General features: G+C 58.6%; 16 protein-coding genes and 1 riboswitch. Of the genes, 15 read left to right on the plus strand and 1 reads right to left on the minus strand.

Features of this window, described 5'->3' with window-relative positions; genetic code table 11:
* The first annotated feature begins 88 nt into the window (after window positions 1–88).
* The 3 genes from sbmC to JKP81_RS02590 all read left to right on the plus strand — a co-directional run bounded on the left by sbmC (window position 89) and on the right by JKP81_RS02590 (window position 2,249).
* Window positions 89–562 (plus strand): DNA gyrase inhibitor SbmC, encoded by a 474-nt coding sequence (gene sbmC / locus JKP81_RS02580; protein WP_200550498.1) that lies wholly within the window; start codon window positions 89–91, stop codon window positions 560–562.
* A gap of 126 nt (window positions 563–688) precedes the next feature.
* Window positions 689–1,747, plus strand: coding sequence for an FUSC family protein (locus JKP81_RS02585; protein ID WP_200550499.1), 1,059 nt, complete (start codon window positions 689–691; stop codon window positions 1,745–1,747).
* Window positions 1,748–1,913: 166 nt separating this feature from the next.
* Window positions 1,914–2,249 (plus strand): DUF496 family protein, encoded by a 336-nt coding sequence (locus tag JKP81_RS02590; RefSeq protein ID WP_017458442.1) that lies wholly within the window; start codon window positions 1,914–1,916, stop codon window positions 2,247–2,249.
* A 31-nt stretch (window positions 2,250–2,280) separates the two neighbouring features.
* Here the strand turns inward: JKP81_RS02590 and JKP81_RS02595 are convergent, their stop codons facing one another.
* On the minus strand, window positions 2,281–3,141 hold the full coding sequence (locus JKP81_RS02595; RefSeq protein WP_200550500.1) for an L-threonine kinase: 861 nt from the start codon (window positions 3,139–3,141) through the stop codon (window positions 2,281–2,283).
* 425 nt (window positions 3,142–3,566) lie between these two features.
* A riboswitch (cobalamin riboswitch) is annotated at window positions 3,567–3,749 on the plus strand.
* Window positions 3,750–3,849: 100 nt separating this feature from the next.
* On the opposite strand from JKP81_RS02595, the gene JKP81_RS02600 reads away from it, so the two are divergent.
* From JKP81_RS02600 to JKP81_RS02655, 12 genes are read left to right on the plus strand one after another with little or no spacing between them, the layout of a single operon-like run.
* Window positions 3,850–5,229, plus strand: coding sequence for a cobyrinate a,c-diamide synthase (locus JKP81_RS02600; RefSeq protein WP_200550501.1), 1,380 nt, complete (start codon window positions 3,850–3,852; stop codon window positions 5,227–5,229).
* Window positions 5,226–6,182 carry an adenosylcobinamide-phosphate synthase CbiB gene (gene cbiB, locus JKP81_RS02605; RefSeq protein WP_200550502.1) on the plus strand — a complete coding sequence of 319 codons (957 nt, stop codon included), beginning with the start codon at window positions 5,226–5,228 and terminating at the stop codon, window positions 6,180–6,182. Before JKP81_RS02600 ends, cbiB begins: the two co-directional genes overlap by 4 nt.
* Window positions 6,183–6,193: 11 nt before the next feature.
* The gene (locus tag JKP81_RS02610; RefSeq protein ID WP_200551056.1) at window positions 6,194–6,826 is read left to right on the plus strand and encodes a cobalt-precorrin-8 methylmutase; all 633 of its coding nucleotides are present in this window, start codon (window positions 6,194–6,196) and stop codon (window positions 6,824–6,826) included.
* Window positions 6,823–7,962 carry a cobalt-precorrin-5B (C(1))-methyltransferase CbiD gene (gene cbiD, locus JKP81_RS02615; protein WP_200550503.1) on the plus strand — a complete coding sequence of 380 codons (1,140 nt, stop codon included), beginning with the start codon at window positions 6,823–6,825 and terminating at the stop codon, window positions 7,960–7,962. Before JKP81_RS02610 ends, cbiD begins: the two co-directional genes overlap by 4 nt.
* Entirely contained in the window at window positions 7,956–8,561 is a 606-nt protein-coding gene (cbiE, locus tag JKP81_RS02620) for a precorrin-6y C5,15-methyltransferase (decarboxylating) subunit CbiE (RefSeq protein WP_200550504.1), read from the plus strand. The genes cbiD and cbiE overlap by 7 nt, the downstream gene beginning before the upstream one ends.
* The gene (locus tag JKP81_RS02625) at window positions 8,551–9,120 is read left to right on the plus strand and encodes a decarboxylating cobalt-precorrin-6B (C(15))-methyltransferase (RefSeq protein WP_200550505.1); all 570 of its coding nucleotides are present in this window, start codon (window positions 8,551–8,553) and stop codon (window positions 9,118–9,120) included. The genes cbiE and JKP81_RS02625 overlap by 11 nt, the downstream gene beginning before the upstream one ends.
* Window positions 9,113–9,886, plus strand: a complete 774-nt coding sequence (locus JKP81_RS02630; protein WP_200550506.1) for a cobalt-precorrin-4 methyltransferase — start codon at window positions 9,113–9,115, stop codon at window positions 9,884–9,886. The genes JKP81_RS02625 and JKP81_RS02630 overlap by 8 nt, the downstream gene beginning before the upstream one ends.
* Window positions 9,867–10,922, plus strand: coding sequence for a cobalt-precorrin 5A hydrolase (gene cbiG, locus JKP81_RS02635; protein WP_200550507.1), 1,056 nt, complete (start codon window positions 9,867–9,869; stop codon window positions 10,920–10,922). Before JKP81_RS02630 ends, cbiG begins: the two co-directional genes overlap by 20 nt.
* Entirely contained in the window at window positions 10,922–11,647 is a 726-nt protein-coding gene (locus tag JKP81_RS02640) for a precorrin-3B C(17)-methyltransferase (protein WP_017458432.1), read from the plus strand. The genes cbiG and JKP81_RS02640 overlap by 1 nt, the downstream gene beginning before the upstream one ends.
* On the plus strand, window positions 11,644–12,429 hold the full coding sequence (locus tag JKP81_RS02645; protein ID WP_200550508.1) for a cobalt-precorrin-6A reductase: 786 nt from the start codon (window positions 11,644–11,646) through the stop codon (window positions 12,427–12,429). Before JKP81_RS02640 ends, JKP81_RS02645 begins: the two co-directional genes overlap by 4 nt.
* Window positions 12,430–12,439: 10 nt before the next feature.
* The gene (locus JKP81_RS02650; protein ID WP_200550509.1) at window positions 12,440–13,234 is read left to right on the plus strand and encodes a sirohydrochlorin cobaltochelatase; all 795 of its coding nucleotides are present in this window, start codon (window positions 12,440–12,442) and stop codon (window positions 13,232–13,234) included.
* A complete protein-coding gene (locus tag JKP81_RS02655; protein ID WP_200550510.1) occupies window positions 13,231–13,941 on the plus strand; it encodes a cobalt-factor II C(20)-methyltransferase in 711 nt (236 codons plus the stop codon). Before JKP81_RS02650 ends, JKP81_RS02655 begins: the two co-directional genes overlap by 4 nt.
* Window positions 13,942–13,955: the final 14 nt, after the last annotated feature.

Genomic DNA, 13,955 nt, shown 5'->3' on the forward strand with positions numbered 1-13,955 from the left:
TTGCTCGCATAATTGAGCGGTGGCAGATGGCAGACACAGGTCTGCCCGTTATACTGTATGTTCGAACAGTAACACTAAGGGAGTTAGTATGAGCTACACAGTCAAGCAGTGTGAAAAACGCCGTATCGCCGGGTTTCATCTGGTCGGGCCGTGGGACGAGAAAGTTAAACAGGGATTTGCGCAGCTGTCGATGTGGGTTGATAACAAGCAGATCCAGCCGCTGGAGTGGATTTGCGTTTATTACGACAACCCGGATGAAGTGCCAGCAGAAAAATTGCGGGCGGATGTGGCGATCACCGTTGACGCTGCGTTTCAGGTGCCAGCCAACAGCGAAGGGGTGATGACCACCGAGGTTCCGGGCGGCCAGTATGCCGTGGCGCAGGCGCGGGTTTACAACGAAGAGTTTGCCGCCAGTTGGGATCTCTTTTTCGATGAGTTGCTCACCGATCAGGCATTACAAATTGCGGCCGGACCCTGTTTCGAAATTTATCGTAACGACGGGCAGCGCGACGGTTACTGGGAGATTGAGATGTATATTCCGGTAGAGTCGAAAGTGCTGTAAGCCGTAAACGCATGCAAAGGGACGTCAGGATCAAACTGGCGTCTCTTTTTTGTTTTAAAAGGTGATATCTGCCACTGAAAAATCCTACAATTGCGCCTCTTTTTATTTCTAGCCCGGAGAACGGCCGTGCGCCGCGACAAATCACTCAGCCTTTTTGAAATTCGTCTTTATCGCCATTATCGCGTCGTGCACGGCGTGCGCATTGCTCTGGCCTTTGTACTAACTTTCCTGCTGATCCGCCTGCTGGATGTGCCGGAAGGTACCTGGCCATTAATCACGCTGGTGGTGTTGATGGGGCCAATTTCCTTTTGGGGGAATGTTGTTCCGCGCGCTTTTGAGCGTATCGGCGGCACCATCTTCGGGGCCGCACTGGGGCTGGTGGCGTTAAGGCTGGAGCTGATTTCTTTGCCGGTGATGCTGGTGTGGTGTGCCGTTGCGATGTTTATATGCGGCTGGCTGGCGCTCGGTAAAAAGCCTTATCAGGCGCTGATTATCGGTGTGACGCTCTCGGTGGTGGTCGGCGCGCCTACCGGGGATATGCAAACAGCGCTGTGGCGCAGTGGCGATGTCATTATTGGTTCGCTGCTGGCCATGTTGTTCACCGGCATCTGGCCGCAGCGGGCGTTTTTGCACTGGCGCATTCAGATGGCGAATTATGTCACGGCCTTTAACCGGGTCTATCAGGCGGGGTTGTCCCGCAACCTGGTGGAGCGGCCGCGTCTGGAAAAACACCTGCAAAAAATTCTCAATGACGTGGTAAAAATGCGCGGCTTAATCACGCCGGCCAGTAAAGAGACCCATATCCAGAAAGCGATTTTTGAAGCTATCCAGACCGTCAGCCGTAATTTGGTGTGCATGCTGGAGCTGCAGATCAATGCCCACTGGAGCTCGCGTGCCAGCCATTTTGTCATGATCAATGCGAGTACGTTGCGTGAAACGCAGCAGATGACGCAGCAGACGTTGCTGACCATTGCCCACGCGTTGTATGAAGGCAACCCGCAACCGATTCTGGCAAACACAGAAAAGCTCAATGAGATTGTCACCGAGTTACGCCAGTTAAGCCGCGAGCACCAAAGTGATGCGCTGGTCGAAACGTCTATTCATGGTTACGTCTGGTTAAGCCTGGAGCTGGCGCGCCAGCTGGAATTGCTATCGCATTTGATCTGCCGGGCATTGCGCAAATAAGCGGCAGATAGCCGCTGTACACAGTCTGGTTGTTTCGATTCAGCTGGATTTGTGGTTATGATAGGGAAAAGGAAAAATTATTGTCATATGCAACCGCTTTGGGTAGGTTTGCCTCTAAGCTTGTTGCGTTAACGAATCCGAATCTCACATTATCAGGGGTGTAAAAATGGAAACAACCAAGCCTTCGTTCCAGGACGTTCTGGAGTTTGTGCGTCTGTTCCGCCGCAAAAACAAGTTGCAGCGTGAAATTCAGGACGTTGAGAAGAAGATCCGTGATAACCAGAAGCGCGTACTGCTGCTGGATAACCTCAGCGATTACATCAAACCTGGCATGAGCGTTGAAGCCATTCAGGGCATTATCGCCAGCATGAAAACCGACTACGAAGATCGCGTAGACGATTACATCATCAAAAACGCCGAGCTGTCGAAAGAGCGTCGCGACATCTCCAAAAAGCTGAAAACCATGGGCGAACTGAAGTCGGTTGAAGCGAAAACCGAATAATGCCTCGCGGTGAGAGGTTCGCCTCTCACCCTTATTTCACGCCGCCCGCCACCATCTTCAACAAATAATTTTTCGGCCAGTGCGCCGCCAGCTCACTCTTCGTTAAAAAACGGCAAACCGCTTCCACATCATGTCGTGCCGAATCAAGAAACAGACCCACCACGCTCCCGCTGTGCGCCACGTTCAGACCGTATAAATCGAACCGCTCCACCAGATTGAGCAGGGTAGTGAACGCGGGTTTCGGCAATAGCGCCTGGCTGGCTATCGCGCTGAGCGTTGCGGCTTCGCCGAGCAGTGCGGCATTCTTTTGCGCGCACGCGCGCTGTAACATTTGCCACGCACTGTCCAGTATTTCCGCATTGTCCAGCAGCGCCTGCTGGCGTGCCATCCGGTGATAATCTGCGGTCGTCAGCGTCAGCGGGCTTTCCAGTAGCAGGATCTCGGTGTTCGGCAGCGCGCCACAGGAAATGCGCGTTGCGGCCGTGTTGTGGTCAAACAGCGTCAGGCCTGAAAACAGCGTGCTGTCGGTCGGCTCCAGCGCCACGCAAAGCTGCGCCAGCGTCTCTTCATCCAATGACTGATTGAGGTGTCGGGCTGCTGCCACGGCTGTCGCTGCGATATCGGCGGTGCTGCTGGCCATGCCTTTCGCTACCGGAATCGTCGAGTGGCAGTCGATACGCAGGGTTGATGAGAGTGACGCGGGGAGTTGCCAGTGCGCCAGCAGTTGCCTGAGCATCGCGCGGGTGAGCGGGCGTTCATTGGCAAGCGGCGTACCGGTGGTGACCTCCACGTGGCTGTACCACGCCACCGGGCAGGAGACCAGCTTTTCGCCGCCGAGGATCCAGCCCTGGATAATTTCGCCGCAGGATGCGGGACATGCTGCCTGCGCCACCGTGCTTCCCCTTAAAAATAAAACCGGATAGTGTCACTTCATTCGCGCGAATGCCAGCGTTAACCACTGTCGGTATATATCCATCCGGGTACGAAGCATACCCGGTTATTGCACTCGCAGATGGCTTTTACCGTCGCCAGATAAGGGCCCGATATCGCAAAACGTTTTTCGTCAGCGTTATTACCTGGCTCCGCCTGAGTAAGTGGTTGAATTATGCATGCAGCGTTGAGTCAATTCCGGCGCTAAAAATCGTTTGGCGAAACCTGAATAAATCAGGTGTTGATAAAAGCGGGTGCGCAATACATTGTCATAGCGCAACAAACTCGCGTTTACGCGACGATAAACTGCTTCAGTTTTATTTCCCTGCGGCAATTCAGTGCGCTTTGGGGAAATGTCATGAGCACGCGAACCCTGTTTGCGCGCCGTGACGCAATAAGCCAACAGGTTTTGCCGCCGCTTTTTGCGCGGCTGGGAAGGGGGTGGAAACCCCCCGCAGCCCCCGCTGCTGTGATGCTGACAACCCCGAAAACGCCACTGATCGCCAGATCGGGAAGGACGGGTGAGGATGACGCTAAGCCAGAAGACCGACCTGATGGGCCATTATCAACAACTTCGGTGGGAAGTGGGTTGCTCAGAAGCGTACGGTCGCAAGACCGGGCAAACGCGCACCTGAGACTTCAGCTTTCCGCCCGTAATGGGGTGTCAGGAATGTCTAACAGGTGCAGCGCCTTTCTCCTTGCCGGAACCGGCAGCGGCTGTGGGAAAACCACTGTCACGCTGGGGCTGCTCACTGTTTTTAAGCGCCGTGGCTTACGCGTTCAGCCGTTCAAAGTCGGCCCGGATTACCTTGATACTGCCTGGCACAGCGCCGTTTCTGGCGTTGCCTCCCGCAACCTCGACAGCTTTATGCTGGCGGAACCCACGCTGAACGCGCTTTTTTGCGAGCATGTCACTGACTGCGATGTCGCCGTTATTGAAGGCGTGATGGGATTGTTCGACGGCTACGGCACCGAGCCCGATTATTGCAGCAGCGCCGCGCTGGCAAAACAGCTCGGTGTTGCGGTGATTTTAATCGTTGACGGCAAAGCGGTATCGACCTCCATTGCCGCCACGGTGATGGGTTTTCAGCACTTTGATCCGCAACTGCCGATTGCTGGCGTTATCGTTAACCGGGTCAACAGCGACAGCCATTTTCAGCTACTCAAACACGCCATTGAACGCTATTGCGCGCTGCCGGTGCTGGGTTATGTCCCGACCGCGCCCGGCGTTGCGCTACCGGAGCGTCATCTCGGTCTGGTGACCGCGCGTGAATCATTGGTGGAAGCCCGGCCATGGCACGATTTTGCCGGGCATCTGGAGCAAACCCTTGATATTGACCAATTGCTCGCGCTCAGCCAGGTCACGACCCTTCCCGTAGGGCAAACGCCGCTATTGCCGGACGCCGTTGCAGGCGCAGGGCTGACGCTGGCATTAGCCTTTGATGAAGCCTTTAATTTTTATTACCCCGATAACCTCGATTTACTGGAACGCGCAGGTGTTCACATTGTGCGCTTTAGCCCGCTGCGGGATAGCCAGTTGCCGGAATGCCAGATGTTGTGGCTTGGCGGGGGTTATCCGGAGCTGCATGCGCGGGCGTTATCAGAAAATACCCCGATGCTGGAGGCTATCCGCGCGGCGCATCGGCGAGGTGTGGCGATCTACGCTGAGTGCGGCGGGCTGATGTATCTCGGCACCGCGCTGCGTGACGCGGACGGCGACGAATGGCCGATGGCGAATGTGATCCCCGGACTTAGCGTGATGGGCAACAAACTGACCCGCTTTGGCTACTGCGAAGCCCGCGCCACGCAGCAGACCTTACTGGCAGCGGCGGGTGAAACCCTGCGCGGTCATGAATTTCACTACTCGGATTTCACCGCACAAACGGCGGCGGTGCTTGACTGCCATAAAACCCGCGACGGCGAAGTGCTGAAACGCTGGCAGGGCGGCTGGCAGGTCGGCAACACGTTCGCCAGCTATCTGCATCTGCATTTCGCCCAACGCCCGCAAATGCTCAACCACTGGTTTGCCGCCGCAAGGAGCGCGCAATGACACTGCTTGCCTGGGCGACAGCATTTTTACTCGATCGGTTGCTGGGCGACCCGCTGCACTGGCCGCATCCGGTGCGCTGGATTGGCGCGCTGATTAATTTACTGCAAAGCATGGTGCGGCGCTGCTGCCATAGCGATAACGCGCTGCGCGCGGGCGGCGGCGTGATGTGGCTGGTGGTGGTCGGCGTGAGCTGGAGCCTGGCCTGGGGCGTACTGGTGCTGGCGAACGCCATTCATCCTTGGTTTGGCTGGTGCGTTGAGGTGTGGATGATTTTCACCACGCTTGCCACCCGCTGCCTGGCGGACATGGCGCGGGAGGTCGAGAAGCCGCTGCGCGACGGACTACTTTCCCAAAGCCGCGAAAAACTCTCCTGGATCGTCGGGCGCGATACCCGCCAGTTGCAGCCGCCGCAAATCACTCGCGCGGTGGTGGAAACGGTCGCCGAGAACACCGTCGATGGGGTGATTGCGCCGCTGTTCTTTTTGCTGCTCGGCGGCGCGCCGCTGGCAATGGCCTATAAAGCGGTCAATACGCTGGATTCGATGGTCGGCTACAAACATGAAAAGTACCGCGCCATCGGCATGGTCAGCGCCCGGCTGGATGATGTCGCCAATTTTATCCCGGCACGCCTGAGCTGGCTGTTGCTGAGCGTCGCCGCCTGGTGTTGTCGCCAGAATGCCCGCGCCGCGCTGCGTATCGGTTTTCGTGACCGGAACAATCACAGCAGCCCGAACTGCGCCTGGCCGGAAGGCACAGTGGCGGGTGCGCTCGGCGTGCGCCTTGGCGGGCCAAACGACTACTTCGGCGAACGCGTCGACAAACCCTGGATTGGCGATGACACCCGCGTTATTGATGTTGATGACATCGGGCGAACCATCCAGATGATGTGGCTGGCTTCGACGCTGGCGCTGGCGCTGTTTGCGCTGGTGCGTTTTGTGTGGATGGGAGCCTGAGGATGGAAAAGATGGATTATTTGCAGCAACCGCAGGCTATTGAAGCCAAAAGTTTTGTCATTATCGGCGACATCATTAAAGAGACGCGTCCCGATTACCGCTTTGCCAGCCCGCTGCATGAAGCGGTGATCAAACGGGTCATTCACACCACAGCGGATTTTGACTGGCTCGATATCTTATGGTTCTCCGCCGACGCGCTGGAAAGCCTGTGCACCGCGATTCAACAGGGCTGCACGCTTTACACCGATACCACCATGGCGCTTTCCGGCATTAACAAAACACTGCTGGCGCAGTTCGGCGGTGAAGTGCGGTGCTATATCTCCGATCCGCGCGTGGTGCGCCGCGCCAAAGCCGAAGGCATCACCCGTTCGATGGCGGCGGTTGATCTGGCGCTGGGCGAAGAGGGCGGCAAAGTGTTTGTCTTCGGCAATGCCCCCACCGCGCTGTTTCGCCTGCTGGAAAACAACTCGCCGGTGAACGGCGTGGTTGGCGTGCCGGTCGGGTTTGTCGGCGCGGCGGAATCGAAAGAGGCGCTGGTGGCGAGCGGCTTACCGGGTATTGCCGCACGCGGGCGCAAAGGCGGTAGCAACGTGGCGGCGGCGATCGTTAACGCGTTGCTTTACAGCCTGCGGGAGGCGCAATGAGCGAACAGGCGTTCGACGACCCGGTGTGGCACAACGGAAAAGCGCTGCGCAAAGGTTATACCACCGGCTCCTGCGCGACGGCGGCGGCGAAAGTAGCGGCGCTGATGGTGCTGCGCCAGCACCTTATTCACCAGGTGTCGATTGTCACGCCATCGGGTGTCACGCTGCGCCTGAACGTCGAATGCCCGCATGTGGAAGGCTTGCAGGGGATTGCCGCCATTCGCAAGGACGGCGGCGATGACGTTGATGCTACCCACGGCATGCTGATTTTCGCCCGCGTCACGCTCAATGATGAGGGGGTGATAACCCTGCGCGGCGGCGAAGGCGTTGGCACGGTGACCCGTAAAGGCATTGGCCTGGCGGTGGGAGAAGCGGCCATCAACCGCACGCCGCGCCAGACTATCGAAGCCGCCGTGCGCGAAGTGATTGGTCCGACGCGCGGCGCAGAGGTGGAAATTTTTGCCCCGGAAGGGGAAGCGCGGGCGAAGAAAACCTACAACGCCAGGCTCGGCATTCTTGGCGGCATTTCAATTATTGGCACCACCGGCATTGTTACGCCGATGTCGGAAGAGAGCTGGAAACGCTCGCTGGCGCTGGAGCTGGAGTTAAAACGTGCCGCCGGGATGGAGCGCGTGATCCTGGTGCCTGGCAACCACGGCGAGCGTTTTGTTCGCGAACATCTGGGCGTATCTGGCGAACTCGTGGTCACCATGAGTAATTTCGTCGGCTACATGATCGAAGAGGCGGTGCGCCTCGGTTTCCGGCATATCGTGCTGGTCGGTCACCCCGGCAAGCTGGTGAAAATCGCCGCCGGGATCTTTCACACCCACAGCCATATCGCCGATGCGCGCATGGAAACGCTGGTCGCACACCTGGCGCTGCTTGGCGCGCCGCACGCACTGCTGCTGGCGGTGAGCGAATGCGACACCACCGAAGCGGCAATGGAACACATTGATGCTGCCGGGTTCAGCCACCTTTACGCTCACCTGGCAACCCGCATCTGCCTGCGTATCGAACAGATGCTGCGCTTTACGAACAACCCGCCGCAGTGTGATGCCGTGATGTTCTCCTTTGATAACAAGGTGCTGGGCGCGAACCGTCCGATTGAAGAGATTGCGAGGGATCTCAGATGTTGACCGTGGCCGGAATGGGGCCGGGCAATCTGGCGCTGATGACGCCGCAGGCGCAGGAGGCGGTGGCGCAGGCTGAAGTGCTGGTTGGCGGTAAACGCCACCTGGCGAAGTTCCCCGATTTTGCCGGGCAACGGCGGGCGCTGGATGCCGACATTCCTGCTTTGCTGACGTGGCTGGAAAAACAGAGCGCGCACAATGTCGTGGTGCTGGCCTCCGGTGACCCTTTGTTTTACGGCATCGGCACGCGACTGGTGGCGCATTTTGGTATCGAACAGTTGCGCATTATTCCCGGCATCAGCGCCGCGCAGTACCTCTGCTCGCGTACCGGAATCGATATGAACGATATCTGGCTGACCAGTAGCCACGGGCGCGATGTCGATTTCGATGCCCTGGCGCGTGCCAGCAAGGTTGCGATGGTGACCGATGCCCGCTGCGGGCCAAAAGCCATTGCCGACGCGCTGATTTCGCGCGGGGCAGAAAAGCGCTGGCTGGTGATTGGCGAAAACCTCGGTATGGACAATGAACGTATCCACTGGCTGCGCCCGGCGGATGTGCAGGCGCATTACGAAATGAATGTGGTGGTGATCCTCAATGAACGATGAGCGGTTTATTCGCGGTGAAAAAGTGCCGATGACCAAAGAAGCCGTGCGCGCAGTGGCGCTGTCGAAGCTGGCGCTGCACGATGCCCGCCATCTGATTGATATCGGCGCTGGCACTGGCAGTGTGAGCATTGAAGCGGCGCTGGCGCACCCGCAATTGCAGATCACGGCGATTGAGCGCAACCCGGCAGCGCTCGGGCTACTGGAGGCGAATTGTCAGCGCTTTGCTTGCCGTAATATCACCCTGATCCCCGGTATTGCACCGTTGTTCGTTGAGCAGCCTGCGGATGCGGTATTTATGGGCGGCAGTGGCGGCAATCTGACGCAACTTATCGACTGGTCGCTGGCGCAACTTACCCCCGGCGGGCGGCTGGTGATGACCTTTATCCTGCAGGAAAACCTCAGCACCGCACTGGCGCACCTGGCCAATTGCCTCGTCACTGCGCTGGATTGCCAGCAACTTCAGGTTTCCCAGTTGGCCTCGCTTGGCTGCGGCCACTACTTCAAAGCGCATAATCCCGTTTTTTTAATTTCCTGTGAAAAGGAGCAACACCATGGCTGAGCACGCGGATGCACAAACTGTCTGGTTTGTGGGCGCAGGACCTGGCGATAAAGAGCTCATCACGCTGAAAGGGTATCGACTGTTGCAACAGGCGCAGGTGGTGATTTACGCCGGTTCGCTGATTAATACCGAACTGCTGGAATACTGCCCGCCAGACGCAGAGTGCCACGACAGCGCAGAATTGCACCTTGAGCAAATCATCGACCTGATGGAAGCCGGGGTGAAGGCCGGGAAAGTGGTGGTGCGCCTGCAAACCGGCGATGTTTCTCTGTATGGCTCGGTGCGTGAACAGGGAGAAGTGTTAACCCGCCGTGGCATTCGCTGGCAGGTTGTGCCCGGCGTCAGCGCGTTTCTCGGCGCGGCGGCGGAGCTGGGCGTGGAGTATACCGTGCCGGAGGTGTCGCAAAGCCTGATCATCACCCGCCTCGAAGGGCGCACGCCGGTGCCGGAGCGCGAACAACTGGAGGCATTTGCCAGCCACCAGACCTCGATGGCGATTTACCTCTCGGTACAACGCATTCACCGCGTGGCAGAGCGTTTAATCGAAGGTGGTTACCCGCAGACCACGCCAGTGGCGGTTATTTATAAAGCGACCTGGCCGGAAAGCCAGACGGTGCGCGGCACGCTGGCGGATATTGCTGACAAAGTACGCGATGCCGGGATCCGTAAAACCGCGCTGATCCTCGTGGGGGCATTCCTGGGCGAAGAGTTCCACTACTCGCGGCTTTACGCGGCGGATTTTAGCCATGAATACCGCAAAGCCTGAATCGATAGCGCTGTTTTGCCTGACGCCGGGCGGTGTGGCGCTGGCGGCGCGGCTGCAATCTGCGCTGCCGATGACCTGTTTTACCAGCGAGAAACTGCTCACGGCGGGGTTTCAGCCCTTCGAGGGGAGTTTTGCGAAGAGTCTGCGCGAGGCGTTTTGCCACTTTTCAGCGGTGATTTTTATCGGCGCAACCGGCATTGCCGTGCGCGTTATCGCCCCGCTGGTGAATGATAAGTTTAACGATCCGGCGGTGATCGTCATTGATGAGCGCGGGCAGCATGTTATCAGCCTGCTTTCCGGGCATTGCGGCGGTGCGAATGCGCTGGCGCGCTACCTCGCGGCGGTGCTGGACGCCGATCCGGTGATCACCACCGCGACAGACGTGAACGAACTGGCGGCGCTCGACACGCTGGCCATCCAGTTAGATGCGCGAATGCAGGATTTTCGCGCGGCGGTAAAGACCATCAATCAGATGCTGGTCAGCGGTAAACGCGTTGGCCTGTGGTGCGAAGCGGCGATGCGTGAGGACGTGGCGCGCTGCGATACGCGCGGTTTTATCGCGGTTGAGCGCCTTGATGCGTTACCGGAACTGGATGGTGTCGTGTGTGTAACCACGCAAGCGGCGCTGCCAGCACTGCCGTTGCCCGTTTTCAAGCTGGTGCCGAAACGCATCGTGGCGGGGATGGGCTGTCGGCGCGACACGCCGTTTACGCTGCTCTCGTTGCTGTTGCAACGCCAGTTGCAGACGTACGCCATTGACCCGCTGGCGATGCGCGCGATTGGCAGCATCACCTTAAAGCAGGATGAAAAAGGGCTGATCCAACTGGCGCAAAGCCTGGGCGTGCCGTTTGACGTTTTCACGGCTGAGGCATTGCGGCAATACGAACACCATTTTCCCGCCTCGGAATTTGTCCGCCGCAACGCCGGGGTCGGGAGCGTCTCCGGCCCGGTGGCATGGCTGATGAGCGACGGGCAACTGACTGGCGAAACCCTGCGCGAGCAGGGCGTGACTATTACTTTGGGAGTTTCACACTGATGTTAACGGTAATCGGAATTGGCCCCGGCTCACAGGCAATGATGACCATGGAAGCCGTTGAAGCGTTGCAGGCGGCGGAAATTGTGGTCGGTTACAAAACCTATACCCATCTGGTGAAAGCCTTTACCGGCGATAAACAGGTGATCAAAACCGGCATGTGCAAAGAGATCGAACGCTGTCAGGCGGCGATTGAGCTGGCGCAGGCAGGACATAACGTGGCGCTGATCAGCAGTGGTGACGCGGGGATCTACGGCATGGCCGGGCTGGTGCTTGAGCTGGTGAACAAGCAGCAACTGGATGTTGACGTCCGTCTGGTGCCGGGCATGACCGCCAGCATTGCCGCCGCCGCGCTGCTCGGCGCGCCGCTAATGCATGACTTTTGTCATATCAGCTTAAGCGACCTGATGACGCCGTGGCCGGTCATTGAAAAGCGCATTGTCGCGGCGGGCGAGGCGGATTTCGTTATTTGCTTCTACAACCCGCGCAGCCGGGGTCGCGAAGGCCACCTGGCGCGCGCGTTTGAACTGCTCGCGGCCAGTAAACGCGCTGATACGCCGGTCGGCGTGGTGAAATCTGCCGGGCGTAAGAAAGAGGAAAAATGGCTGACCACGCTTGGCGAGATGGATTTTGAACCCGTTGATATGACCAGCCTGGTGATTGTCGGCAACCGCGCCACTTATGTGCAAAACGGCCTGATGATCACGCCCAGGGGCTACACCCTGTGACCGCCGGGGAGGTGTTGGTTATCGGCGGCACCAGCGATGCGCGGCAAATTTGCCAGCAACTGGACGACGCCAATGTGCGCTACACGCTGTCGGTGGCGACGCCGACCGGGCAGCAGCTTGCAGGGAATATTCGCGGCCAGGTCCGCTGCGGGCGGCTGGAGATGGGCGATATGGTCGCGTGGCTGCAACACTACGGTACGCGCTGGGTCATTGATGCTTCGCATCCGTATGCCGATATGGTGAGCCGCAATATTGCCGCGGCCTGTGAGCAGGCGCAGGTACTGCTTAGCCGCTATCAGCGCCCGGAGCAGTTAGCGGATTTAACCCATCCGTTGCTGTTTTATGTCGCCACGCTGGAAGAGGCCTGCGCCAAAGCCCGCGAACTGGGTGAGCGTATTTTGCTGACCACCGGCAGTAAAGATCTGGCGCGCTGGCGCGCGGGCTTGCCGGATAAAACCTTACTGGCACGTGTGCTCCCCGTGCCGGAGGTGGTGGCGCAGTGCGCGGAGCTGGGTTTTGGCGTCGGCGATATTTTCGCGCTCTGCGGCCCGTTCAGCGCCGAGTTTAACGCCGCGTTTTATCGCCAGTACCGGGTGGAGGTGATGATCACCAAAGCCTCCGGCGCAGAAGGTGGTTATCTGGAAAAAGTACAGCCCGCGCTGGATGCCGACATCCCGTGCATCGTCATTGCCCGCCCGCAACCTGCGGTAAGTGGGGAAGAGTTACTCAATAGTCAGGATGCCTTCGCCGGGCGGCTGCGGCGCTGGCTGGCGGCACAGTGAGGAGAACAGCATGAAAAAAGCCCTTCTGGTGGTGAGTTTTGGCACCAGCTATCACGATACCTGTGAGAAAAACATTGTCGCCTGCGAGCGCGAGCTGGCGGCCAGTTGCCCGGATCGCACCCCGTTTCGCGCGTTCACCTCCGGCATGATCATTCGCAAGCTCAGACAGCGCGACAACCTGCACATTGATACTCCGCTGGAGGCGCTGCAAAAGCTGGCGGAACAGGGTTATCAGGATGTGGCAATCCAGTCTTTGCACATCATCAACGGTGATGAGTACGAAAAAATTGCCCGTGAAGTACAAACGATGCGCCCGCTGTTTAAACGGCTGGTGATTGGTGCGCCGCTGCTCAGCAGCCATGAAGATTACCTGCATCTGATGCAGGCGCTCTCGCGCCAGATGCCGATGGTCGCCGCGGACGAACGCGTGGTGTTTATGGGCCACGGTGCCAGCCACCATGCTTTTGCCGCATATGCCTGCCTTGACCATATGATGGCGGCGCATCGCTTCCCGGCGCGCGTCGGCGCGGTGGAAAGCTACCCGGAAATCGATGTCATCATCGACAGCCTGCGCCGGGAAGATGTCAAAGCCGTTCATCTGATGCCGCTAATGCTGGTGGCAGGCGATCATGCGATTAATGATATGGCTTCCGATGACGACGATTCGTGGAAAACGCAGTTTGAACGCGTTGGTATCGCTGCCACGCCGTGGTTGCAAGGCCTGGGTGAAAACGCTGATATCCGCGCCATGTTTGTTCAGCATTTACAGCAGGCACTTGAACACGCGCTGGAGGTGGCGGCATGAGCGGAAAACTCTATGCCCTCAGCACCGGCCCGGGCGCTGCGGATCTTATCACCGTGCGCGGTGCGCGCATTCTCGGGAAGCTGGATGTGCTGTACGCACCGGCCGGGCGCAAAGGCGGCGACAGACTGGCGCTGTCGATTGTACGCGAGTACCTCGGTGAACAGACCGAAGTGCGCTGCTGTCACTTTCCGATGAGCGCCGACAGCGCGGAAAAAGAGGCGGTATGGGATGAGGTCGCCGCCGCGCTGGAAGCTGAAGTGCAGGCCGGGAAGCAGGTCGGTTTTATTACGCTTGGCGACGCCATGCTATTCAGTACCTGGGTGTTTTTACTGCAGCGCCTGCAACAGCCAGAAAAGGTGGAGATTGTTCCCGGTGTCACCTCGTTTGCCGCCATCGCCGCGCGGGCGCAAATGCCGCTGGCGATGGAACAACAGTCGCTGGCGGTGGTCTCCTGCACTGCGCCGGAAAGTGACATCCGCCAGGCATTGGCGCAGCACGATAGCCTGGTGCTGATGAAAGTCTATGGCCGTTTCGCGCGAATCAAAGCGCTGCTAGCGGAAGCGGGGTTACTCGACCATGCGCTGATGATGGCGGAAGCCACGCTGCCGGGTGAGCAGTGCTGGCGGCAGCTGGGCGAGGTGAACGACGATCAGCCGCTGCCTTACTTTTCGACCATTCTGGTGAATAAACAGTGGAAGAAGGCTTAACCGCGCCGCGTTGC

The organism is Kosakonia sp. LAM2021 (assembly GCF_016620385.1).
GTDB lineage: Bacteria > Pseudomonadota > Gammaproteobacteria > Enterobacterales > Enterobacteriaceae > Kosakonia > Kosakonia sacchari.

Coding starts and splice junctions, on each gene's coding strand:
- sbmC (WP_200550498.1), top strand. CDS start 89: ATGAGCTACACAGTCAAGCAGTGTGAAAAACGCCGTATCGCCGGGTTT.
- JKP81_RS02600 (WP_200550501.1), top strand. CDS start 3,850: ATGTCTAACAGGTGCAGCGCCTTTCTCCTTGCCGGAACCGGCAGCGGC.
- JKP81_RS02640 (WP_017458432.1), top strand. CDS start 10,922: ATGTTAACGGTAATCGGAATTGGCCCCGGCTCACAGGCAATGATGACC.
- JKP81_RS02655 (WP_200550510.1), top strand. CDS start 13,231: ATGAGCGGAAAACTCTATGCCCTCAGCACCGGCCCGGGCGCTGCGGAT.
- JKP81_RS02610 (WP_200551056.1), top strand. CDS start 6,194: ATGGATTATTTGCAGCAACCGCAGGCTATTGAAGCCAAAAGTTTTGTC.
- JKP81_RS02630 (WP_200550506.1), top strand. CDS start 9,113: ATGGCTGAGCACGCGGATGCACAAACTGTCTGGTTTGTGGGCGCAGGA.
- JKP81_RS02590 (WP_017458442.1), top strand. CDS start 1,914: ATGGAAACAACCAAGCCTTCGTTCCAGGACGTTCTGGAGTTTGTGCGT.
- JKP81_RS02625 (WP_200550505.1), top strand. CDS start 8,551: ATGAACGATGAGCGGTTTATTCGCGGTGAAAAAGTGCCGATGACCAAA.
- cbiG (WP_200550507.1), top strand. CDS start 9,867: ATGAATACCGCAAAGCCTGAATCGATAGCGCTGTTTTGCCTGACGCCG.
- cbiE (WP_200550504.1), top strand. CDS start 7,956: ATGTTGACCGTGGCCGGAATGGGGCCGGGCAATCTGGCGCTGATGACG.
- JKP81_RS02650 (WP_200550509.1), top strand. CDS start 12,440: ATGAAAAAAGCCCTTCTGGTGGTGAGTTTTGGCACCAGCTATCACGAT.
- cbiD (WP_200550503.1), top strand. CDS start 6,823: ATGAGCGAACAGGCGTTCGACGACCCGGTGTGGCACAACGGAAAAGCG.
- cbiB (WP_200550502.1), top strand. CDS start 5,226: ATGACACTGCTTGCCTGGGCGACAGCATTTTTACTCGATCGGTTGCTG.